This window comes from Paenibacillus sabuli (genome assembly GCF_014705605.1).
Taxonomy (GTDB): Bacteria; Bacillota; Bacilli; order Paenibacillales; family Paenibacillaceae; genus Paenibacillus_D; species Paenibacillus_D sabuli.
The window spans coordinates 55,307-77,027 of sequence record NZ_JACXIZ010000030.1 but is presented as its reverse complement, the minus strand read 5'-3'; the positions used below and the strand labels follow the sequence as shown (position 1 = coordinate 77,027).

General features: G+C 63.8%; 10 protein-coding genes. All 10 read right to left on the bottom strand.

Annotated elements, in window-relative coordinates:
• Positions 1-138: 138 nt before the first annotated feature.
• Entirely contained in the window at positions 139-2,466 is a 2,328-nt protein-coding gene (locus IDH44_RS17595) for a glycoside hydrolase family 95 protein (RefSeq protein ID WP_190919960.1), read from the bottom strand.
• The gene (locus IDH44_RS17590; RefSeq protein ID WP_190919958.1) at positions 2,463-4,256 is read right to left on the bottom strand and encodes an FAD-dependent oxidoreductase; all 1,794 of its coding nucleotides are present in this window, start codon (positions 4,254-4,256) and stop codon (positions 2,463-2,465) included. Before IDH44_RS17590 ends, IDH44_RS17595 begins: the two co-directional genes overlap by 4 nt.
• Positions 4,257-4,263: 7 nt before the next feature.
• Complete coding sequence (locus IDH44_RS17585) at positions 4,264-6,963, bottom strand: glucosidase family protein (RefSeq protein WP_190919956.1); 2,700 nt, start codon at positions 6,961-6,963, stop codon at positions 4,264-4,266.
• Entirely contained in the window at positions 6,956-10,321 is a 3,366-nt protein-coding gene (locus IDH44_RS17580) for a sugar-binding domain-containing protein (RefSeq protein WP_190919954.1), read from the bottom strand. Before IDH44_RS17580 ends, IDH44_RS17585 begins: the two co-directional genes overlap by 8 nt.
• 117 nt (positions 10,322-10,438) lie before the next feature.
• Positions 10,439-14,182: an OmpL47-type beta-barrel domain-containing protein gene (locus IDH44_RS17575; RefSeq protein WP_190919952.1), complete on the bottom strand. Its 3,744-nt coding sequence runs from the start codon at positions 14,180-14,182 to the stop codon at positions 10,439-10,441.
• A gap of 14 nt (positions 14,183-14,196) precedes the next feature.
• The gene (locus IDH44_RS17570; RefSeq protein WP_190919950.1) at positions 14,197-15,570 is read right to left on the bottom strand and encodes a family 16 glycoside hydrolase; all 1,374 of its coding nucleotides are present in this window, start codon (positions 15,568-15,570) and stop codon (positions 14,197-14,199) included.
• A 26-nt stretch (positions 15,571-15,596) separates the two neighbouring features.
• Positions 15,597-17,570: a type 2 periplasmic-binding domain-containing protein gene (locus tag IDH44_RS17565; RefSeq protein ID WP_190919948.1), complete on the bottom strand. Its 1,974-nt coding sequence runs from the start codon at positions 17,568-17,570 to the stop codon at positions 15,597-15,599.
• A gap of 55 nt (positions 17,571-17,625) precedes the next feature.
• The gene (locus tag IDH44_RS17560; protein ID WP_190919946.1) at positions 17,626-18,525 is read right to left on the bottom strand and encodes a carbohydrate ABC transporter permease; all 900 of its coding nucleotides are present in this window, start codon (positions 18,523-18,525) and stop codon (positions 17,626-17,628) included.
• Positions 18,526-18,538: 13 nt separating this feature from the next.
• Positions 18,539-19,423, bottom strand: a complete 885-nt coding sequence (locus tag IDH44_RS17555) for an ABC transporter permease (RefSeq protein ID WP_190919944.1) — start codon at positions 19,421-19,423, stop codon at positions 18,539-18,541.
• A gap of 289 nt (positions 19,424-19,712) precedes the next feature.
• Positions 19,713-21,533 (bottom strand): sensor histidine kinase, encoded by a 1,821-nt coding sequence (locus IDH44_RS17550; protein ID WP_190919942.1) that lies wholly within the window; start codon positions 21,531-21,533, stop codon positions 19,713-19,715.
• Positions 21,534-21,721 lie beyond the last annotated feature (188 nt).

Below are 21,721 nucleotides of genomic sequence, written 5' to 3'. Positions count from 1 at the left end.
AGAGCAGCTGGCGTAACAGCCGGCAGAGCCCCCGGGTCCGCGTGCACGGACAGGCCGGCAGTTCGCCTATGCTTGCCGGCCCATGCTTGCCGCCGGGGAATATCATCCACGGCACGCATGATGCATTCGAGCACCGCGTTATACTATCCTGTATGCCTGCTTGCCGCCATGGATCGCACTGCTCACGACACGGCCGTCCACCCATGCAAAATCAAGCCGGCCTCCGCCAGGCAGACGCAGGCCCCGCACGCGTCCGCTGCTCCACTCCGGGGGCAGAGCCGGCAGCAAATAGACCCGATCGTCTTCGATCTGAACGAGCATTTGCAAAATGCCGGAGCAGGCGCCGAAGTTGCCGTCGATCTGAAAGGGCGGATGCGCGCACAGCAGATTCGGATAGCTGCCTCCTCCTGCATCCTGCTGCTCCGTCGCGCTGGCGACCGGCTGCAGCTGACGGCGCAGCAAGGCGTAAGCGCGCGTCCCTTCGCCCAGCTTCGCCCACAGGTTGATCTTCCATGCCAGGCTCCAGCCGGTGCCGCCGTCGCCGCGCAGCTCCAGCGTTCGTCTACAAGCCGCTCGCAGCCCGGCATCCTCGCGCCGAATCTGCCCCGAAGGAAACAATCCGTACAAGTGGGAGAGATGGCGATGCTGCGGCTCCGCGTCTTCGTATGCCCCGTACCATTCGCGCAAGCTGCCGTCCGGATTGAGGGCATATGCCGGCAGCCGCTCCGCCAGCTGCGCGTAAGGTCCGCCGTCGCCTCCACGGCGCTCGGCAATCTCCGCCATGATGGTGAAGACGTCGCGAATGATCGCCGTCGTCATCGTCGTCGTGATGTCCAGCGGGGACGACTCCCGATCGCCGAGCCCTCCCGCGCCGGTCATCAGATGGCGATTCTCCGGCGAGGTGGACGGGCAAAAAACGAGCTGGCCGTCCTTCTCCACAAGCAGGCTGCGATAGAACGCGGCGCATTGTTCAATCGTCGGCGCGATCTCGTGCAAAAGCTGCGCATCGCCTGTGTGCCGCTCATACGCATACATCATCTGACAGAGCCAGCCGCCGGCCATCGGCCAGAACCCCCATTGGGCATTGCCCGGCAGACGATTCGTGCCCGGATGCGTCAAGCGCCAAAGATCGGTGGAGTGATGGCACACAAAACCGGGCGCATTGTAGTAATGCCGAGCCGTTCGTGCTCCTGCTTCGCCGAGCTCCCGCGCCAGGCGAAGCAGCGGCTCGTAGCATTCCTCCAGCCCGCAGAGCAGCGTCGGCCAATAATTCATCTGCGTGTTGATGTTCAGCGTATAATTGCTGGACCAGGGCGGCACCAGCTTGTCGTTCCAGATGCCCTGCAGATTGGCAGGCTGCGTGCCGCTGCGCGAGGAGGCGATGGTCAGATAGCGGCCGTAGTTGAACAGCAAGGTAAATAACGCGTTGTCCCGCTCCCCGCGCTGCAGCCGCTGCAGCCGTTCGTCCGTCGGCAGCAGACGGTCGTCGTCTGCCCCGAGCGCCAATTCGACGCGATCATACAAGTGCCGATAGTCCGCAATCGCCGCTTCGCGAATCGCCTCGTACCCTTTCGCTTCCGCCCGATCCAGGTCTCGCACGCACGCGTCCTTGTAAGGCTTGCCTGCCAGCACCGGATGCTTGTCGTAGCCGTTGAAGCTGGTCCGCACGGCGACATACAGGCAGACGGTATCCGCGCCGCGCACCTGCAGCCGGCCGTCGCGGCAGCGCACCTCCCCGCCCTCGGCCACGACCCGCAGCCCGGCGCGATATCCGACGCCTTTGCGGGCATCGTCCGCGTCGTATATTTTGTGGGCTTCGCCGGAATGGGTCTGGCCGTAAGGCGCTTCGCACACCGGGCAGTTGCCCTCGAGGTACACGGTGCGACCATCCGGCGCGGCGCTCTGTTCGCAGCGCAGCCGTCCGGTCAAGCGCGCGTCCAGGCTGACTTGACCGGGATTGCTGCAAGCGATGCGAATGGCTGCCACCTGCGAGGGGGCGCTCACCAGCATCTCCCGGCTGTACCGGCCGCGCGCGGTCTGCCAGGTCACGGTATGAAGCGCATCCTCCAGCGTCAAGCGCCGGGTATAATCCGCGGGCGATTCATGCCCTGGCATCGTGATCTGCAGATCGGCCAGCGGCAGATACATCTGCACCAGGTGATCTCCGAACTGCTGCTCCAGCAGCCGCTGGGCCTGCGCGTATTCCCCGGCCAGCACCTGCGCCTGCGCTTGCTCGTAATGGCGGTGCATGCCCGCCCCGTCAGACGAGCGAGGATAGCCGCTCCACAGCGTATCCTCGTTCAAGCTGATTGTTTCGTCGCCTGCCCCGCCGTAGACCATCGCGCCGATCCGGCCGTTGCCCAGCGGCAGCGCCTCGTTCCAGTTGGCCGCCGGCTCCCGGTACCACAGCGTCGAGGCGTCCGCACGCGCGCCGCGACGATTTTCCGAGTCCTGCCGCTGCTTCATTGGGGCTGCTCGCCGTAGGCGCGAATTTCGAAGATGCGGGCCTCGGGACAGCCGCGCGTGCGCGTGACCGTGATCTTCACCCGGTCGCACAACACCGCATTCAGCCCATGCACACGCAGGCGCTGGTAATTATCCGATACGCGCTGCTCCCCTACCAGATCGCCGCCCCGATACAGCGCCACCTCGTAATCGGCGGCCAGCGTATCCGGCACATGCGGGTCCTGCTTGCTCTGGATCCAGCGGGAGAGAGACGGCATGATCTCCGCGGAGAGCTTGCTGTCAAAGGTCAGACGAAGCTCCGACAACCGGACCGGCTGCGCCCAGGACAAGGCAATCCATTGCGCTCCCGCCTCAAGCGATTCGGACATCCACAGATGACTGTCCGCCTTCACGGTGCGCGTGATCCCGCTGACCACATGCGCGCAAGCGCCGTCCGCAACGGCTGAGGAAGAAGCGATATGCGCCTGACGCGCCAGATCCGCCTCGTCGCGATTGGCGACACCGGGGATGTAACAATCGTCCTTCAGCAATTGTTGCTGCAGCTCGCCGATGCGTCCGCCCAGCTCGCGTGGCAGGCAGCCGCCTTGGACAGCCATCGCCGCAGCCGTACCGATCGCCTGACCGACGACCGCGCACGTCCCCATCACGCGCGTGGAGCCGAACGCCCGGTGCGAGGCGCTGATGATGCGTCCCCCGATCAGCAGGTTATCGACATCGCGGGCATACAGGCTGCGATACGGGATTGCGTACAAGTCATCCAAAAATATGGATTTCTCCTCCTGCTCCGGCAGGCCTTGCACCCGCTCCGTATAGAACCGCTCCGGCTGATGGACATCGATATGCCACCCGCCGTAAGCGACGGCGTCTGCGAACGTCCGGGATTCGAGCAAGTCTTGCTCCTTCAGCACATAATCGCCGACGATGCGCCGGCTCTCCCGCTTGGCGGCGATGCTGCCTACCCAGTCGAGGACGAGCGTATCCGCGCGCGGCGACAGTTCATTCTTGATAAAATCCCAGACGCCGTACACAATCTTTAGCAATTCCTCATAGATCCGATCGTGATCCTTGATAATGTCCAGCTCCGTGCCGCCCACCTCCAGCCACCAGTAGCCGGAGTCGATCTCGACGAACTTCATATTCCGGATCCATTCGGACTCCCGGTAGTTGTGCGCCCAGGCCGGGCGCTCGAAGGGCACGGACTTGCCGGCATCGATCGCATGAAACAAAATCGTGTTGCCCATCGTAACGGGGTCCGAACGCTTGACTGCGCCCGGCTCCTGAAAAATATCGGCCGCCTCGCGGCCCCGCATGACCGTGGCGCCCGCCAGCTTCGCCAGCAGCCCGTCCCCCGAGCAGTCGATAAACAGCTTGGCCGCAAAGCGAAAGGGCTGCTCGGACACCGATTGACGGGCTTGCACCGCCGTGATCGTCTTGCCCTCCATTTCAACCGTCAGCATCGCCGTATTCAGGAACAGATCCAGCCCCTCCTGGTACCGCACCTTCTCCCACAAAATCCGGTCGAATACATAAAACGAATGCGACGGGTTGCGCATTTTGTTTTCCAGCAAAATTTCTTCCACAATGCCGGTCTCCCGAGCGTTGGCGTGTTTGCCTTGACTGGAGGCGCCGCAGATGTGCATTCTCACCTCTGAGCTCGCATTCCCGCCCAGCACGCTGCGATCCTGCAGCAGCGCCGTGCGGGCGCCGCTGCGCGCGGCGGCGAGGGCCGCGCACACGCCCGACATGCCGCCGCCTACAATGACGACATCATAATGTTCCTCTCGTTCCATGGCTGCTTCACTGCCTCCTTTTTGCTAGTTGATCCAGTCTGTCTCCATCCGCAAGACCTGCCGCCTCCTCGACCGCCTCCTCGGCCCCCTTGTCTCGTGCCGCTCCGTCACCGGCCAGCGCCGCCGGGCCGACGGGGATCGCCCGGATGTCCAGGCTGCGCGGCTCCGCCGGGTGCAGCGGCAGCTCGTACAAGCGGACGCAGTCGACCGCCGCCTCTGCGCCGGTTGTCCCCTCGCCGACCGCGGCCCCCTCCCATGGCGGCACCTCCGCACCGTCCACACGCACGACGAGACGCTCCGCCGCCGATGCCTCGAACCGCACCGCGATGCGCGTCAGACCGGCGCCGGTCGCCAGCGCGGCCATGCCGTCCGTCCCGGCTGTATAGCCCGTCAGCTCGATCCCGTACCCGTACAGCAGCAGCGGGCCCGGGGGCGGCGTCGTGCCGCGCACGGCGACGATCCGGTCGCGTCCGCCCACTCCCGTCCAGACATCAGAGGGGAGCTTGTGCGTGGCGGCCAGCGGGCGCCCGTTGACGGTCAGCCGGGTCAGATACGGCCCCTGTCCGCGCACCTCCACGTCGAGCCGCCGCCCCCGATAGTACAGTCCCTCGAGCGTCGCGGCCGGGCCGGAGCTCGGATAGAGGTGCACGCCGCCGGCATCGAGGTCGATGCCGACGAGGCCGTGCACGACCGCCTGCCACCAGGCGCGCATACTGTACGCCTGCCAGGCGCCGCGCACCGCATTCCACCGGTCCGCCTCCGGCTCCGCGCGCTCCGCATACAGCGGCACGCCCTCGGGGCAGCTCAGCTGCCGGTACCAGTGGCGCAGCCAGCCGGTCCAGCGGCCGAGCAGGTCCGGTCGGTCCATCAGATTCATCAGGCGCATGTAATACTCCCCCGTCACCGGCCACCACGCGTGCAGTTGATTCGCATCCGCATCGTACGCCTCGCACCAGAGGGGGATCGGCCGCACGCCGCCGGGGGCGAGCAGCTCGCGCTCGAAGAACTGCATATGATCGGCATGCATGCCTTGCGTCAGCTCGCGCATGTAGCCGTTGTCCCACTTCACCGCGCAATTGTGAAAGGCCTCGCGCCGCTGCAGCGTATCCGCGTCGACGGAGCTGACCGGGAAGCGATGCGTCGGATCGCCAAACAACGGCGCAAAATGCGCTTCGAAGCGTTTGACGATGCCGATCGCCTGCGCCTTCGTCGCTTCGTCGCCTTGCACGTCGGCCAGGTAAGCCATCGCACGCGCCGCACAATAAAAGAACGTATTGTTCATGCTGCTGATATCCCGGCCCGTCTCCAGGATCAGCTCGCGAAAATCGGGGTACAGCGACGTCCCGACGCATAGCCCCGTCTGTCCGACCTCGAGCGCCGCCATCGCCGCGAACAGCTCGCGCGCGAAGGGGTAGAGCTCGGCTGCCGCACTCGCGTCGCCCGTACACGCGGCATACTGCTGCAGCAGCGTAATGTACATGCCCTGCGCCGGCACTGCGCTGTAGTCGGCTGCCGATCCGTCGGGCCGGTACGCGTGTACGATGCCGTGCACCGGATGCGCCGTGCGCCGATAGAAGCGCAGCATGTCGAGGATTGCCGCCTCGTCGCCCCAATACAAGCTCGCCTGATTGCTCGTCAGCCCGTCCCAGCCCCACACCCAGTACTGCGACGTCTTGGCCTTGAGCGCGCCCGGCTCGTCCGGCACCTTGCACGGCTCGTGGTGCATCGGCAGCAGCGCGAAGTACGCGTCCAACTCCGCATCCCCGCTCCGCAGCCGCGGCGTGCGCGCCGCCAGCGCGGCATAGCGCGCATGCATCGCAGCCAGCGCGCGGGCCAGCTCGCCGTCGGTCGGCGAACCAGCCGCCAGCAGCGCCTCCCGCTCGTCGGCAAATACAATCGCATAGCTGTAGCTGCGGCCGCCGCGCATCGGCTCGGTGCCGATCAGCTGCAGCTTGCGGTTGCGCGGCGTCTGGGCGCAGCGCACCGGGAAGCTCGCCGCCACGCCGATCCACTGCGTGCGGTGACCGCCCGCGACTGCGCCGCTGTCGCCGCCCCTGGATGGGCCCGCGTCGCCGGGCATCTGCGCCGCGGCTCCATCTGCCACCGCCGCTTCTGCTGCCGCTTCCGCCGGCGCAGCTGCAGCCGCTGCGCCGGCCTGCTCGCCCGCCGCGATCTCCGGCCATGCCCGGAAGCCGCCGACGAGCATCGCGCGCTCCGCCTCGAACTGCCACGCCAGCCAGTCCCGCCGTTCGCCGCGGGACTTGTAGCGGGCATCGTCCTCGTCCCGCGGTGTCAGGCCGAACGCGTCGTGGAACTCCAGGCGGAACAGACAGTCCTCCGGCACATCCTCCGGCGCGGTCAGCCGCACGATCAGCCGCTCCCCTGCGACCGCCCATTCCAGGCGAAAGTCGATCCCGTCAACCGGCCACCGGCAGCGATAGCCGAACGGCAGCAGCTCGCAATCGGCCGGCTGCGGGCTGTAGCGCCTGCGATCCCGCTCGACGTACACGCGGAAGCCGGGGAACAGCCGCTGATAAAAGAGCGTCGGCGAGCCTTGCCGCTGGCGACGCGAAAAATAATCGACCTGGGTGACGCCGTAATCGTCGAGCTCCACCGCCAGACGCCCGTCCGTGATCCAGCGCGGCGTCGCCGGCAAGCCGAGCCGGCTGCGCACGACGCCGTCATGGACCGCAAATTCGCTATTCATCGCGTTGCCCTCCCTCCTGTCCCGCTGCCGAGAGCAACAGGCCCAGCAAATAATGTCCCGCCGCATCGAGCAGCGGCTGCAGCGAGCAAATATACAGCACGGCCGCACCGACGCGCACGCGCAGCAGATAGGCGCGATCCTCGGTGGCGATGCGCCGGATCGGCCGCTGACGATGCGCCAGCCGCGCATTGGGATCCTGCAGTACGATCGCCGATTGCGCCGCCTCCGAGAACCGCGGCACCGAGCGCACGATCACCTTCAGCTCGGGCGCCGCAAGCGCCGGCTGTGCGCCGTGCGATGAGCCGAGCGCCTCCAGCACCGTCTGCCGCACGCGCGCGACGCGCAGCGGCGCCGCATCCTGCACCATATGGTAAAATTGCGCGTCGCAAAACGGCTCGTGCGGAAAGCCGCGCAGCGCCTCGTCGGCGTGGATGACAGTCGCCAGATTGCCCTGGTCCCAGCCGGCGCGGAAGCTCGTGAACTGCCGATAGTAATCGATCCGCTCGCCCTCCGGCGTCACGGACGGCTCCGGATACCAGGACGCGGGCAGCGTCCCGTGATCGAGCAGCACGGTCGGCACCCCGTGCTCGAACGCCAGTCGGCGCGCATCCTCCCAGCTGTCCGTCACGACTGCGGACGGCCGGCGGACGGCGAATGCGGCCTGCTCGTCCATGCCTCGCCACGAACGGCAGCCGCGCACCATCGAATCGACATCGCGCAGCGGCACACTGCAGGGCAGCAGCCGGCGGTAATGCGCCGCCGCGCGGGAATCGGATAGCAGATGCGCGAGCAGGCCGCGACCCGTATCTGCAACTGCGCTTGCGTCCGTTGCTGCAATTGCGCCTTCGTCCGCTGCTGCAATTGCGTCCGCGCCCGAGTCCGCCTCTATACCCGCGCCTTCACCCGCCTCTGCGACACCGCCTGCGTCCCCCTTGTCCACAGCGGCTTCGGCTGCACGGGCGAGCGCGAAGAGCGCGTCCGGCGCGAATGCGCCGCCCTGCGCGCGCAGCGCCGGAAATACCCACAGGTCCCACGCATTGGCGGCGAGGGGCTGCGCCGCGGCGCTCCCGGTCGCGCCGGGCGCGTAGAGCGCGAGCCGCAGCCGCAGCCGCTCGCCCTGCGCCGACCACGCCGGCACCTCGCCTGCGATAGTCGCCTGCACCCGGCAGCTGCCGTCCTCCGCGGCACCTGCTGTCGCCGTGCCGGTCAGCCACGACCTCCCGCGCGCGTCGTCCAGGGCCCACGCCAGCAGCGCGCCGGACAAGTCCCGACCGGAGTAATTGGACACCGTCGCATCGATCTCCAGCCGCTCGCCGAAGCGGTACGTGCGTCCGTCCAGCCCGCGGTCGATCAGCAGCGCGACATCGGCGTTGCAGCCGTCCCGGTACGTCTTGGGCGCATGATCGGACCCTATGCCCATATCGTCCGCCAGTCCGGCATTCTGCGCGCCCTTGCGGAAGAACGTCCAGAGGACGTAGCCGCTCACCTCCGGCTGCCTGCGCGCCTCCTCCAGGATGAACCGGCTGCACAGGTCGCTCAGCCGGCGCGAGGCGGTCACGATCGCCGCTTCGTGCTCCAGCAGCCCCTGCCTCGCCAGCGCCTCGCGTCCGTCGTCGCCGAAGGGCATCGCATAGCCGTCGGCGGGATACAGCGCCTGCTCCGCCGCGTCCGGCCAGACGCCGAACTTACCGTACTCGTGGATCAGCATCGGCTTGTCGCGCACCGCGTCGCCCAGCAGCGGCCACGGGATGCGGCTCAATCCGTCGTACGCAATGCGGAATTCATGGCTCCACAGATGCGGACTCTCGACGTCGCCCGGCAGCTCGGGCAGCTCCCCCTGCATGCCGAAGGCGGCCATCGCCAGGTGATCGGGCGCTTCGCGGCGCACGAGCGCGATGCCCGCCACCGCATGCTCGTACTCCTGCTGATCATGCACCATCAATTGACTGCCTTCGTTGCCCAGCCCGTAGATGCCGAGCGCGGGGAAGTGCCGCGTCTGGCGGATATGCGCCGCCAATAGCGCCGCGCCGCGGTCGAACGGATAGGTCTTGGCGAAGTTCGATACCAGGCTTACTTCCGAGGTGAGGATCAGGCCGAGCTCGTCGGCGATCTCCAGCTCCTCGTCAGTCGGCATATAGGTATGACAGCGATAAAATTGAAAGCCGTGCCGCCGCAGCATCGACCAGCGCGCGCGAATGATCGCCCGGTCGCTCAGCGGGTGAATCGTCGGCGACATGAACTCGGCCCCCGCCCCGCGTACGAATAACGGGCGGCCGTTGAGCGCCAGCCTGCCTTGCGCGGCGCGCAGCTCGCGCACGCCGAAGCGCTGGCGCTGCTCGTCGAGCAGCGCGCCGCCCTCGCGGTCCTCCCGCACCTGCAGCGTCAGGACGTACAGCTCCGGCTGCTCGCAGCTCCACAGCGCCGCGCCGCGCAGCGTCAGTGCCAGCGCGACCGCTGTCGGCGCACCCGCCGCCAGCTCGACTACGGCCTGGACCTGCGGCGTCGCGCCACCGGCGCCAAGCGCTTCTTTCACTTTCACTTTCACTTTCTCTTCCGCGTCCACTTCCTCTGCCGCCGCCAGCGTGGCCGCCGCTTGGGCCGCCCCGCTCTCTTGCGGCTGCCAGCGCTGTACGCTCGCATGCACGCGCACCCGCTGCGCCTGCCCCGTCCGATTCCAGACGGAGCCGCTCAGCCGCACGGTCGCATCCCCCGATACGGCCACGCCTTCGCCTGCCGCCGCCGGGCCGTCCAGGCTCGCCCGGATCCACAGGTCCTCCGCATGCACCGCCCCGCTGTACTCCAGCTCCACGCTGCGATACACGCCCGACCAGTGATTGTCGGCGAAGCGGTACCCGCCCAGCAGGCCGAGCTCCTGCTCCACGATCGCGATCGTGATCCGCAGCGCGAGCGCCGACTGCCCGTCGGCATGCCGGGGCCCGAGCGCCGCATCCGTGATGTCCCACTTGGCGGATATATTCGGCTGCGCATAGTAATCCACGTATTGCCCGTTGACCCACAGATGTCCCGCCGGCGCGATCCCCCCGAGCTTCAGCCACAGCCGCTCGCCGGGCGCCGGGGCAGCCGCCTGCAGCTCGGTCTCGTACCATGCGGTGCCCAGATAGCCATTGTGCAGGCCGCCGCTGCCCGGATCGTCCGCCGCCAGCGCCTCCAGCTGCTGGATGCAGCCCGGCACCCGGCAGCGCAGCGTCGTCTCCAGCGGCGTCCGGGCCCAGCCCTGAGCCAGCCCCAGCTCCTGCGGGTCCAGACGCAGCTTCCACTGTCCGTCCAGCCGGATCAGCTTGCGCGCCGATCCGCGCACGGACGCATTCACATGCACACTCTCGATTCTCGTTCCCATGCCGTCCTCATCCTTCCTCATGCAATAGCGGCAGTCGCCGTCAAGGGCGACTGCCGCCGCAAGCTGCCTGTTCTCGATTGGACCGCCGCACATCGGCCCCCCGATGCGCCCCCCGGATCAGTCCAGCTCTCGCACCCGGCCGCTGGCCAGCAGCGAGCTGTCCACCTCGAGCTCCTGCGCCGTCGTGTCATACGTATTGTCGGACAGGACGATGTCGTTGACGCCGCCGAGCACCGTGATCGCCGTACCCGTATCGGCGAAGTGGTTGCCGGAGACGACGACCCCTTTCATCCCTTGCTGCGTCGAGCCGCCGTTGAGGATGAGCGCGCTGTTCTCCATCAGCGTATTGTTGCGCACCATCGCGCCGATCGTCAGCGTGTAATTGCCTTGCGTCGTGACCTTGATGGTCGACGGCCCGGAGTGATTGTCCTCGACGCCGTACCAATGCGAGTAGTTGCCGTCCGCCAGCACATTATTTTTGATATCGGTGTACCATTGCTGCTGATTGCCGCCGTAGACCAGCCTCGCCCAGGCGAAGATGCCCTGCGATTGGCGGAACGTGTTGCCGTCGATGACCATATTGACGCCCTCGCCGTACAGATTGAGCGCCCCGGTGCGGTAGAACGTATTCTCCACGAACAGATTGTCAAAGTTGATAGCGGTAATCGAGAGCACCGACGTCTCGTCTGGCTCCACCGTGAACGGAGCGTCCAGCGTAATCACATCGGCCGTATGCGTCACGATCTGCCGCATCTGCCCCGCTCCCGTGCCGGATAGAATAAACACGCCGCCGCCCCGGCTCCATTCGCCCGGCTGCCAGGACGCGGCTCCCGCCGGCAGCGTGAGCGTCGTCCCGTCCACCGCTGCGATCGCCCCCGTATACGCGCCGCTGCCGCCGTCATTGGTCATGACCTCGCGGTCGTTGCCGTTGATATTCGAGAAGGAGTTGCGCGCGAAATAAATATGCCGGGAGCCAAAGTCAAGCGGCTTGCCGAAGCCCCCGCCGGTCGTCCACATCGACAGCGGCACGATGTTGTTATCCTCGAAAATGACTTCGTCCGCACCGTGGAAGCTGTACCAGCCGCCATGGTAGAACGTATTGCCCCGCACGACGGCTCCCTCGGCGCGAGCCAGCTGAAACGGCCGGTACGGCCCGGTCAGCTCGCTGTCGATAATGCGGATCTGCTTGCCGCCGAGCCGCACCACATCCAGGCTGTTGCCGTGGTTCGCGCGGAACTGCTCGACCTCGGTCTGCAGCGCCACGCTGAGATCGAAGGGCACATGTCCCATGTACGGATCGGAAAAAATGCGCGCCCGCTCGATCGTCACGTAGCCGGCGTCCTCGGTGCCCTCCTCGCCGAGCACGAAATGCCCGGCCCGCGAAGCCCGCAACGAAATGTCGCGAATCGCAAAATGGTGCGAGCCCTCGATGACCGCCTCCGGCAAATCATTGTAATCCCACTCGAACGGGCTCCAGAACACCTCCGTCAGCTGCTGCGATTCGCCGCGCATCGTCGTATAGACCGGCAGCTCGATCGGGACCGTCAAATGATAGCGGCCGCGCGGAAAATAGAGCTCGCCGCCTCCCGCCGCCTCGATCGCGGCAAGCGCATCGAGCACGGCCGCCGAATCGTTGGCGACGCCGTCGCCCTTGGCGCCGTACGCCTTGACGTCAAAGACGGTGTCCGGCCACACATCGGGGGCGTTCAGCTGCAGCGCAGACGGCTCGCTCCAGGCGCTCGGGCCGCCGCGTCCATTGTGCACATACACCCGGTATGCGCCCGTCGCCAGGCCGCTCGGCAGGCTCGCATCCAGTGCGTAAGCATCGATCGCCTCGACATCTGGCAGCGTCGTCAGCTGCCCGGTCGCCACCGCCTCCAGCACGACGGTCGGCGTGAATCCGTCTTCGGACAGCTGCCGCCCCGTCAGCCGGATCCAGCCGCCCGGCGTCGCTTCCTTGCCGTCATCGCCCTGGATCCATGTGATGTCCGGCGCGTTCAGATAGAGCGCACGGCCAGGCTGACCGTACACATCCAGCTGGACCGAGTAGACGCCGGGATCGAGCGCATCCGGTACCTGCCATTGCACGAGCTGCCGGGTCTGGCCGACGATCTCGGCCGACACCGCATCCGCCTCGCTCCATACGGCCGTCGTCTCGTACGCGCTGCCCCCCGCGCCTTCCGTCGTATGGCTCTTCGGCCGCAGCACGAAGGCCGGCTCGCCCGTCGGCGCGCTGTCCGGCAGCTTGAACAGCCGCACCGCATCCACCACGTCCAGATAATCGCCGACAATCTGCGCGATCTCGCCCGGCCGCATCTGATTCGTCATATGGAAGACAGCCAGGTCGGGCAGGTCGGAGATGACGAACGATTCCGTCTGAACGGCCTCCTCATTGTCCGCCAGATCGATTGAATAATATTGGATCGTATGCGATCCTTCGCGGCGCACGACTACAGGGCCCTCATAGGGCAGCCAGGTCGTACCGCCGTCTGTGCTGTACTGCGTCTGCGCCACCCCGCGGTAGTCGTCGTACGCATCCAGCGTCACTGTGACAGCTGATGTATAATCGCTGCCGGTCAGCGTGCCGCTCAGCCGAGCGGTCGTCGTCGGCGCCGTCGTATCGGCTGCATACGCGTCGCCGAACACGAGCCAGTCGATGTTGCAATATTGCGCCGAGGTCGAGTAGGGACCGACCGCGAATACGAGATAGACGTCATGGACCCCGGTCACCGTGCGCAGCAGCGCCGTTCGCTGCGTCGCGGCATTCGTATAATTCTCCGCCGTGCCGCGCAGGCGCAGAGCGCCGACGAGCTCGCCGTCCGGCGCGCCCAGACGCACCTCGATCCGATTGCCTTCGGCAACGTTCGGCACTGCGACGTGCATGGCGACGTCGAGCGCGCCTTCATCGCCGAAATTGACCGCTTCGAACTTCATCCAATTGCCCGTATTGATGCCGATGACCGCAGTCTCCGTCGCCCGGATATTATTGCCGGACAGCTCCGACGCCGTCTCCGCCTGGAGCGTCGCGTATGCCGAGCGCGTACCGAGATCGGCGATCGTGAAGCTGACAGTGCGCGCAGTCTCGGCATTGCTCGCCGCGTCGGTCGAATAGTACTGGAGATTGTACTCTCCCTCCACGTCATACACCAGTGGAGCGGTGTACGACTGCCAGGTCGCGCCGTCGTCCACGCTGTACACCGTCTGGGCAACCCCGCGGTAATCGTCCCTCGCCGCCAGCGTCACGGTCACTGCCGACGTATACTGGCTGCCATCGTACGTGCCGGACAAGTAATCCGTCGTCACGGGCGCAGTCGTATCCGTGCGATAGCTGGCGCCGAATTGCCATTCGGCCAGATTGCAGAACCCGGTGCCTTCGCTCAGCGGATCGAGCACGAACACGACATACACGTCATGCACGCCCGTCACGGTCTCGCTGAGCGCGACATATTGCCACTGCGCGTTGGAATAACCGGTCGCGGTGCCGACCAGATGATGCCTGGCGACGAGCTCGCCGTCGGCCGCACCGAGCCGGACCTCGATCGTATTGCCGGCGTTCGCGTACGGCACCGCTGCGCGGAAGCCGACATCGACCGCGCCGGACGCGCCAAAATCGACATCCTCGTACAAGGCCCAGTTGTCTTCCCGAATGTTGCTCAGTCCATTGCCGGCATTCGGCGCAATGTGCGAGCCCTGGAGCTGATCCGCCGTGCCGGCGGGGGTCGCGGTGTACGCGTCCCTCGTCGTCTCCGCCCGTGCAATCGCGCCGGTGAACGGCGGGAACGCGTAAGCCAGCGTCGTCAGCAGCATCACGCCGACGAGCAGTCTGGCGATCGCGCGTCTGCTAGTAGGTGCCCATGCCATGCTTCATTCCCCCTCTACTCGTATCCCGGCGGAGCCGGTTGATCGAAATTGCCGCCGACCAGATTGTCGTAATCGCCGCCGAGCGGGTCATCCAGCTTGAACACGAGCAGGTTGTCGAATTGCACGGCGCTGTCCTCCGTCCGCAATCCTACGCCGCCCCGCAGGTTCGGCATCGCTTCATCGGTATGCTCCAGCACCAGCACATCATCCAGATACACCTTCAAGGTGTGATCCATCGCCTCGACCTTTAGCGTCCGCCATTGTCCATCGGCCGCATCGGCAATCGATGTCGTCTTCAGCCGCTTGACCGTATTGCGAAACGCCTTGTCGATGACGATCCGATTGCTGCCGTCATACCCGATGGCGTAATAGAACTCGCCATAGATGACATGCGTGCGGCCGCGCACGATCAGCTGGGCCAGGTTTTTGTTGATGCTGCCGTCATCCAGCCGAATATCGACACTGGCCGAGTAGTCGGTCCAGCCCCGCTCCCCGGTGTACACGATGCCATTCGCACCGCTGCGACGCCAGGACAGGTCGCCGTCATCGTCGGCCAGACAGGCCTGCGAGGTGCCGCCCCAGATCGGATTGTTGACGGCAACCGGGCCATTGGTCACCGAGCCGTCCTGGAATCGCTCGCGCAGCAGCAGATCCTCCGGGATCGGCTCCGTATCCGTATACCCCTCCACCTCTCCGGACAGCAAATGCTCGGCCGAGGTCTCGATGTCCGTGTAGACGGCCTCGATCGGCGTCGCATCGGCCGAGTAGGCGGCCAGACCCGCATGCCCCTCGTCCTCCATGGCCACCTCGACATAGTTCGACAGCATCCAGGCGCCGTCTTGCTTGTAGTAGCCTGCGAACGTATTGCCCTGACGCACCAGCTTCAGCTCCACGGGGAGAGTCAGCGTCGCGCCCCGCTTGTACTGCGTCTGGCCGCCCGTCTCGCTGCGATACGTCAGCAGCAGCGCACCGTTCTGCATGCGCAGCATGACGTTCTTGGCATCGCCGTCCAGCGATTCGCGGTACATCAATCCGGCAGCGGCGTTGCTGTTGACGATGCCCGACACCGATTCGAGCGTCCCGCTGATGCCGACGATGCTGCACGCGCCGTGCAGCAGCTCCATCGGCTCCGAGACGAAGCCGGCCCCGTCAGCCGCTCCCCATACATTCCAGCCATTGGTCGTCAGCTCGATCTCGCCGTCCTGCTCGGTTACCGTGCTGGAGGTCGTGGTGCCCCCGGCGCTGAATTCGGTCACTGTCCACTCTGCCGGTCCAAAGGCGGCCGCCGTATCCCGCGGCAACGGAACGCCCAAGCCCAGCAAGCCTGCAAGACAGCAGGCGATCGTCGCGCGCCGCCATCGACGCCCGGATACTCGCCACTGTTCCATATGGTCACGTCCTTTCTCGGATCGAATCAGTTCGTAATATTCGCCATGAACGGCGCATTCGCTTCGCGGAACGCCTCGTCGATTTTTTGCCGCATCGCTTCATTGAAGCCGTCGTTCTCCGCCGAGGTGAGGAAGGCGGTCCAGAGCCGTTCGAATTCCGCGTCATCCTTGGCCACGAGCGTCTTCGTCAACGCATCCTCAAAATTCGCCCGCTTCTTCCAGACCTCCTGCGCCTCCGGCACAAGACCGAATTGGGAATAGAAGCGCGCCGTATTCGTATCGTTCGTTTCATAGGTGCCGACACGCGCCATATCGAAATTCGTCGTCGCATTTTTCGGACTGAACTTCTCATGCGGGTACCAGTTGAGCGGGTCGAACCGCCCCTTCGGCATGAACGTAATCAGACCGGTATGAATGCGGTCGTCGCTGGAATTGTCGTTGACCCACAGGCCGTACTCCTGCGCTTTCTTGCCGGCTTCGCCGTACGCGAGCTGCGCCTCCAGCTCGGGATCGGTGTAGCTCCGCTGACCGTCTGCGTCCTCCGTGAACAGTCCCGCGTCCGCCGGGCCCCAGTACCACAGCTTTTCCCCCGCGTCGGAGAGCTGGTAATCGAGCCAGCGCAGCACCTGCGGCAGATCCTCCTCGCTGACCGCATCCTTCACAATATAGATGCGGCTGCCCGTATCCGGGAAGTTGGTCGGCAGCACATACTTGTCGTAATTGAACGGAATGTCGAGGTACACCTTGCGATACCGGTACGGCTTGCCCGCTTGCTCCAGCATGTTGTTATCCGGCGTGTTCTGATAGGCGACCAGGTATTCGCCATTATTCAGCTTCTCGGTGAAGACATTGTACGGATCGACCATCGCTTCCTTGGAGGCGACGCCGTCGCGCAGCAGCTTGTTGAACCGGAGCACCCGCTCCTTGAACTCCTCCTGCAAAAACCGCCATTCGATGCGGCCGGTTTCCTTGTCCCAATACGTAAAGTAATTGTTTTCGCCGTTCGGCGAGTAGCTGCCGGACAGTGCGCCGCTGAGCGTCGTCAGCAAGCCCCAGTTATCCTGACCGGCGGACAGATACATGACCGGCACCTGCTTGTTGTTTTCCGTCACGGCCAGCTCGTTCAGCTTATACAAAAATTCAAAGAACTCGTCCTCCGACCGAATCGGCACGTCCAGCACTTCATCCTTCGTGAACTGGCCGTTTTTCTCGTACAGCGCTTCAATCTCCGCTTGCGACTTCGCATCCGGATAGATTTGCTTCAAGACGTCGTCGCGTACGAAAATATAGCCGTAGGGACTGGTCTGCGGAAATTTAGCGGGATCGATATCCTCGTACAGCTGCGGCAGAGCGCTATTGTAGATTCCCGCGGGAATGCCGTAAATTTTGCCGTCCCGGCTAATATACGGCTTGCTCCACACCGATTCGACCGATGGCGGCAGCTTCGCAGACAGATTCGGCATATAGGTCGGAATCAGCTCGGTCAAGTCGTAAATTTTGTCGTTGTCTGCAAGCGTATTCAATTCATTCCCGTTAATAATGATGTCCGGCCAGTCGTTGGACGCCGCAATCATGCCGAGCTTCACCTCGCCCGTCGTGCTGCCGCCGTTGTCGAACGAATTTTCCAGGTCGAGTCTGACGCCGGTTACGCGCGCGATCTCGTCGGACACGAGGTCGTCGGTGTATTTGCGCGCCCCTGCGAACGAGCCCCCGGTCCCCTGGTTGAACCAGACGCGCAGACTCAGCTCCTTGCCGTCCCAGTCCGGCAGCTCCGAGCTGTCCCGGGTATCGACCGGAATCGTGGCCGACGCTTCTCCCTCGGCGCCTCCTCCCCCTTCATTGCTTGCGCCAGCGCCGGCATTCGTCTCCTCGCCGTTGTTGACGCCGCCTGTCGCGTTGTTGTCGCCCCCTTCGTTGCCGCTGCATGCAGCGAGCAAGGCCAGGACGAGCATGAGCACGATCGCTGTCTTTGTCGTTCTCCTGTGCGTGGTTGTCGTCAATTTCGTTACCGTCCCTTCCGGAATTTTGTTTTTATGCGAGCGGTCCGCGCATGCGCTACTCCTTCACGGAACCGATCAACACCCCTTTAATAAAATGCTTTTGCAAAAACGGGTAGACGAGAATGATTGGGATCGTCGTAATGATAACCTGCGCGGCGCGAATCGATTCCGACGTGACGCGAGCCGTATAGTTCGGCACCGTTTCGCCGCGTTCAATCGCTTCCTGCATCAGGCGGGCGATCATCTCGCTCTCCTTGATCATCAGCATCAGCTTGTATTGCAGCGTCTGCAGATTGCTCTTCGTAATAAAGTACAGCGTGGTCGTCCAGTCGTTCCAATTGGCGACCGCGGTCCAGAGCGCGATCGTCGCCAGGATCGGGCGGCACAGCGGCAGCACGATGCGCCACAATATTTTCCACTCGCCTGCGCCGTCGATCTTCGCCGACTCCTCCAGGCTCTCCGGGAGCGTGTACATATAGGTGCGGATAATGATGACGTTGAAGAACGAAAAGGCGCCCGGCAGCACGTAGACCCACAACGTATTGAGCAGCTGCAGATTGGAATACAGCAAATAGGTCGGGATGAGCCCGCCGGTAATAAACATCGGAATGGTCAGATAAAGCAAGATGCCGGTCCTTCCGACGAGCCTGCGCTTGGTCAGGGCGTACGCGGCTGTAAATTGGACGATCAGCCCGAGCAGGGTGCCAAGCACCGTCTGCAGCACCGAAACGAACAGCGCCCGGAGCATCGATTCGCTCGACAGAATTGTCGTGAAGTTCTCCAGCGTCGGCATGCGCGGATAGAACGTCACGCCCCCGAGCATCGTATCGCCGCCGTCGTTCAACGCCACTGCAAGCGTATTCAGGTACGGATACAAGGTGGCCAGGGCCAGCATGGTAATAAAGAGATAATTGGCGATTGTAAATAGGCGATAACCCAAGCTTTGGTTTTTCATGCCGTTGGCCCCCTTACCAGATTCCGTTATTCGTCAGCTTCTTCGAAATGAAGTTGGCCGCAATGGTCAGCGTCAGCGCCACCAAGCCTTCGACGAAGCCGAGCGCGGTTGTGAGCGAGTACGAGCCTTGCTGGATGCCTTGCTTGAAAATCAGCGTCGAAATGACCTCCATGTCGACATACGGGTTCTGCAGTCCGTAGACGAGCTCGAAGTTGCTCTTGAACAACGTGCCGAGCTGAAAAATGAGCATGATCATGATGACCGGCAAAATGGACGGCAGCGTAATGTGCAGCGCCTGCTTGAACTTGCTCGCGCCATCCATATGCGCCGCCTCGTACATCGCCAGGTCGACCGATGAAATCGCTGCCAAAAAGATGATCGTGCTCCATCCGGCTTCCTTCCACAACGTCAGCAGCAGCAGGTTGGGAATAAACAGCGACTGGTCCGATAAAAACAGCACGCGTTCCGTCCCTTCGCCGAACAACGTCACGAGAAGCTCATTCAACGGCCCGTAGAGCGAATAAAACGCATAGGCGATGCCGACGACAGAGATCCAGGATAAAAAGTGCGGCAAATAGAGCAAGGTTTGCGAAATGCGTTTAAACAGCTGCTGCCTCAGTTCATTGAGCAGCAGCGCCAATAAAATGGGCGCCGGGAACACAATCAGGAGGTTGAGCACGCTGATCAACAGCGTATTTCGAATGGCGGCGGACATGGCCGGCATCTGGAAAATGCCTTTGATATGCGTCAGGCCCGCCCAATCGCTGCCCCAAAAGCCTGCAAACACATCGTAATTTTTGAACGCCACAATCAATCCCGGCATGGGCATGTACGAAAAGACAAACACCGATAGCAAAGCCGGCAGCAACAGCACATACACGGCCCGATCTTTTTTCATCTGTTTCCACCGCCATGACGGCGGGCGGCTGCCGCCGGCCATTCTTTTGTCGGGCAATGGCTGCCGCCGTGAGCCAACGCCCCGGTTCATGCGATTTTCCACTTTCATAGCGCTTGCAACCTCTCTCCTGTAATGTCTTGCCGTCCGCTACGTCTTATTTTCGTTCATTCCGAATCGCTTCACAACCTGCGAAAAACGAAAAAAGATAACGGAATTCCACACAAAAATACCGACCGCCAACGGCAGTCGGTATGTGCGAGCGCAAGATTGAAGCGCCGATTCGGACGCGTCATGAGGACGCGCCGGTCCGATAAGGCAGCGTGATGGTCACGACGGTCCATTCGCCCGGTCCGCGCTCGAGCCTGACGCCGTATCGTTCGCCGTAATACAGCTTCAGCCTGCTCTGAATATTGTGCAGCGCGTAGCCGCTGCCGACCGGTGAAGCGGACTGGCTGCGCGCGGCCAGCAACCGCTGCTCTTCATCGGCGTCGAGCTCGTCCGTCTGCGCAGTCTCCGCCGCTCCGGCTTCTCCCGCGGGCGGCCGTCGCGCATGTCGATGGTACAACGCGGCCCCGTTATCGCGCACCGTCACGAGGAGCAGCTCGCCTTGCCGCTCGGCGGAGAGGACGACCTTGCCGCCGCTCTCCAGCAGGCGAATGCCGTGCACGAGCGCATTCTCCACAATCGGTTGAATCAGATGCCCCATGATGAACGCGTCTTCGCGCAGCCCCTGCTCGACCTCGCATTCGTACTGGAACGCCGAAGCGTACGCGAACTGCTGCATGTGGACATACTTCTCGATCATGCGCAGCTCGTCGTCCAGACGCGTCTCGACGTGCCCGCGATTCAAAAACAGCCGGTAGTAATCGACCATCGTATCGATCAGCTGATGCAAGCGCGCATCGTCGTACACCCAGCGAATGGCGGACAACGAATTATACAGCACATGCGGATTAACCTGCACATGCAGCAGCTCGGTCTCCAGCAGCTTCCTGCGCAGCTCGGTCTGCGCCGATTCGTTGTAATAAAATTTGACCCGCTCCAGCAACTCGCGAAACGCCTCGTCGAGCTGCCCGAACTCGTCGGCGCCAAAAAAAGTCGGCGCCTTGTCCAGGTCGCCCCCCTTCTCCAGCCGCCGCTTCGTCCGCTCCATCAACAGACCGAGACGCCGAGTCAGCAGCCTGGCCACGAGCTGAATCGACACGAAAATGGTGCAGAGCAAGCCGCCGATCATCAGCGCCGGCGTCCAGATGTAGCGGGCCAGCTCGGCTCGCACATAGCGATCCGGTACATGGATGACAAATTCGCCGCCGCCGGCCGCGGACGAAATCGCGAGCCGGGTATAGGCAGACAATGCGTCGCTGCTGCTGCTTGCGAGATCAGCTCCGACGGCGGGCTGCGCCGAACCGGACGTCATAGCGAAGGACTGTGCGCTCGCCGCTCTCGCTGCGGGCGCATGCGACGACTGCGGTGGTGGCTCGCCCCACAACCAGACTTCGGTCTCCGGCGCCGAGGCCACATATTCGACCAGACTGCCCTGCGGCAGGCGCGAGGCCAGCTGCCGCACCAGCGGGTCGACCGGCACCGCGATCTCGGCGATCGCCAGCAAGCCGCTGTAATCGTGGATGACATCGTAGAGCTTGACCGTCTTACCGGATGATCCATTCAGGTCAAAGACATAATACGGAATGAACTTTCGCCCATAGGCATAGATCGTCTCTGGCTCGACGCCGCGCAGCTCGCTGGCCCAGCGAATGCCGTAGGTGCGGTACAAGGTCTCGTTGAAGCTGTACAAATTCAAGCTCGTGTTCGGATCGTCGGACCGAAGCGCGTCCATGACAGGCATGACCTCGTCCAGATTTTCCATATAGCTGAGCAAATTGTCTCTGTAATCGTGCTGCAGCAAATACACGACATCCGGATTGTTCGTCAAATTGCGGAGCTTCATCGATGCGGAATAAAACCGCTGATCGTACACCGCCAGCTCCGCCCCGGCCGTGCGCGACAGTTGCTCAAGCAGCGCCAGCCGCTGCGATTCATAATACGTGTTCAAGTAGACGACCGACAATAAAAGCAAGGGCGGAAAGATCACGAGCAGCGTGGTCAGCATGAGCTTGGTTTTGTAGGGCAGCTTGCCGGAGCTGCGGCGCCAACCGCCCCACCGGCTACCTGACGACTTGTTGAACGGGCCCGTAGCGCATCCCCCCTCTCTTTATGCGGTCGCCGTGCCCGAAATGCGTATTTCGACCGACGCTGCGCTTCTCCAACCCATTTCCGGCCACTTTGGCGCTTTTTCAC

Coding starts and splice junctions, on each gene's coding strand:
- IDH44_RS17595 (WP_190919960.1), bottom strand. CDS start 2,466: ATGAAGCAGCGGCAGGACTCGGAAAATCGTCGCGGCGCGCGTGCGGAC.
- IDH44_RS17590 (WP_190919958.1), bottom strand. CDS start 4,256: ATGGAACGAGAGGAACATTATGATGTCGTCATTGTAGGCGGCGGCATG.
- IDH44_RS17585 (WP_190919956.1), bottom strand. CDS start 6,963: ATGAATAGCGAATTTGCGGTCCATGACGGCGTCGTGCGCAGCCGGCTC.
- IDH44_RS17580 (WP_190919954.1), bottom strand. CDS start 10,321: ATGGGAACGAGAATCGAGAGTGTGCATGTGAATGCGTCCGTGCGCGGA.
- IDH44_RS17575 (WP_190919952.1), bottom strand. CDS start 14,182: ATGGCATGGGCACCTACTAGCAGACGCGCGATCGCCAGACTGCTCGTC.
- IDH44_RS17570 (WP_190919950.1), bottom strand. CDS start 15,570: ATGGAACAGTGGCGAGTATCCGGGCGTCGATGGCGGCGCGCGACGATC.
- IDH44_RS17560 (WP_190919946.1), bottom strand. CDS start 18,525: ATGAAAAACCAAAGCTTGGGTTATCGCCTATTTACAATCGCCAATTAT.
- IDH44_RS17555 (WP_190919944.1), bottom strand. CDS start 19,423: ATGAAAAAAGATCGGGCCGTGTATGTGCTGTTGCTGCCGGCTTTGCTA.
- IDH44_RS17550 (WP_190919942.1), bottom strand. CDS start 21,533: ATGCTGACCACGCTGCTCGTGATCTTTCCGCCCTTGCTTTTATTGTCG.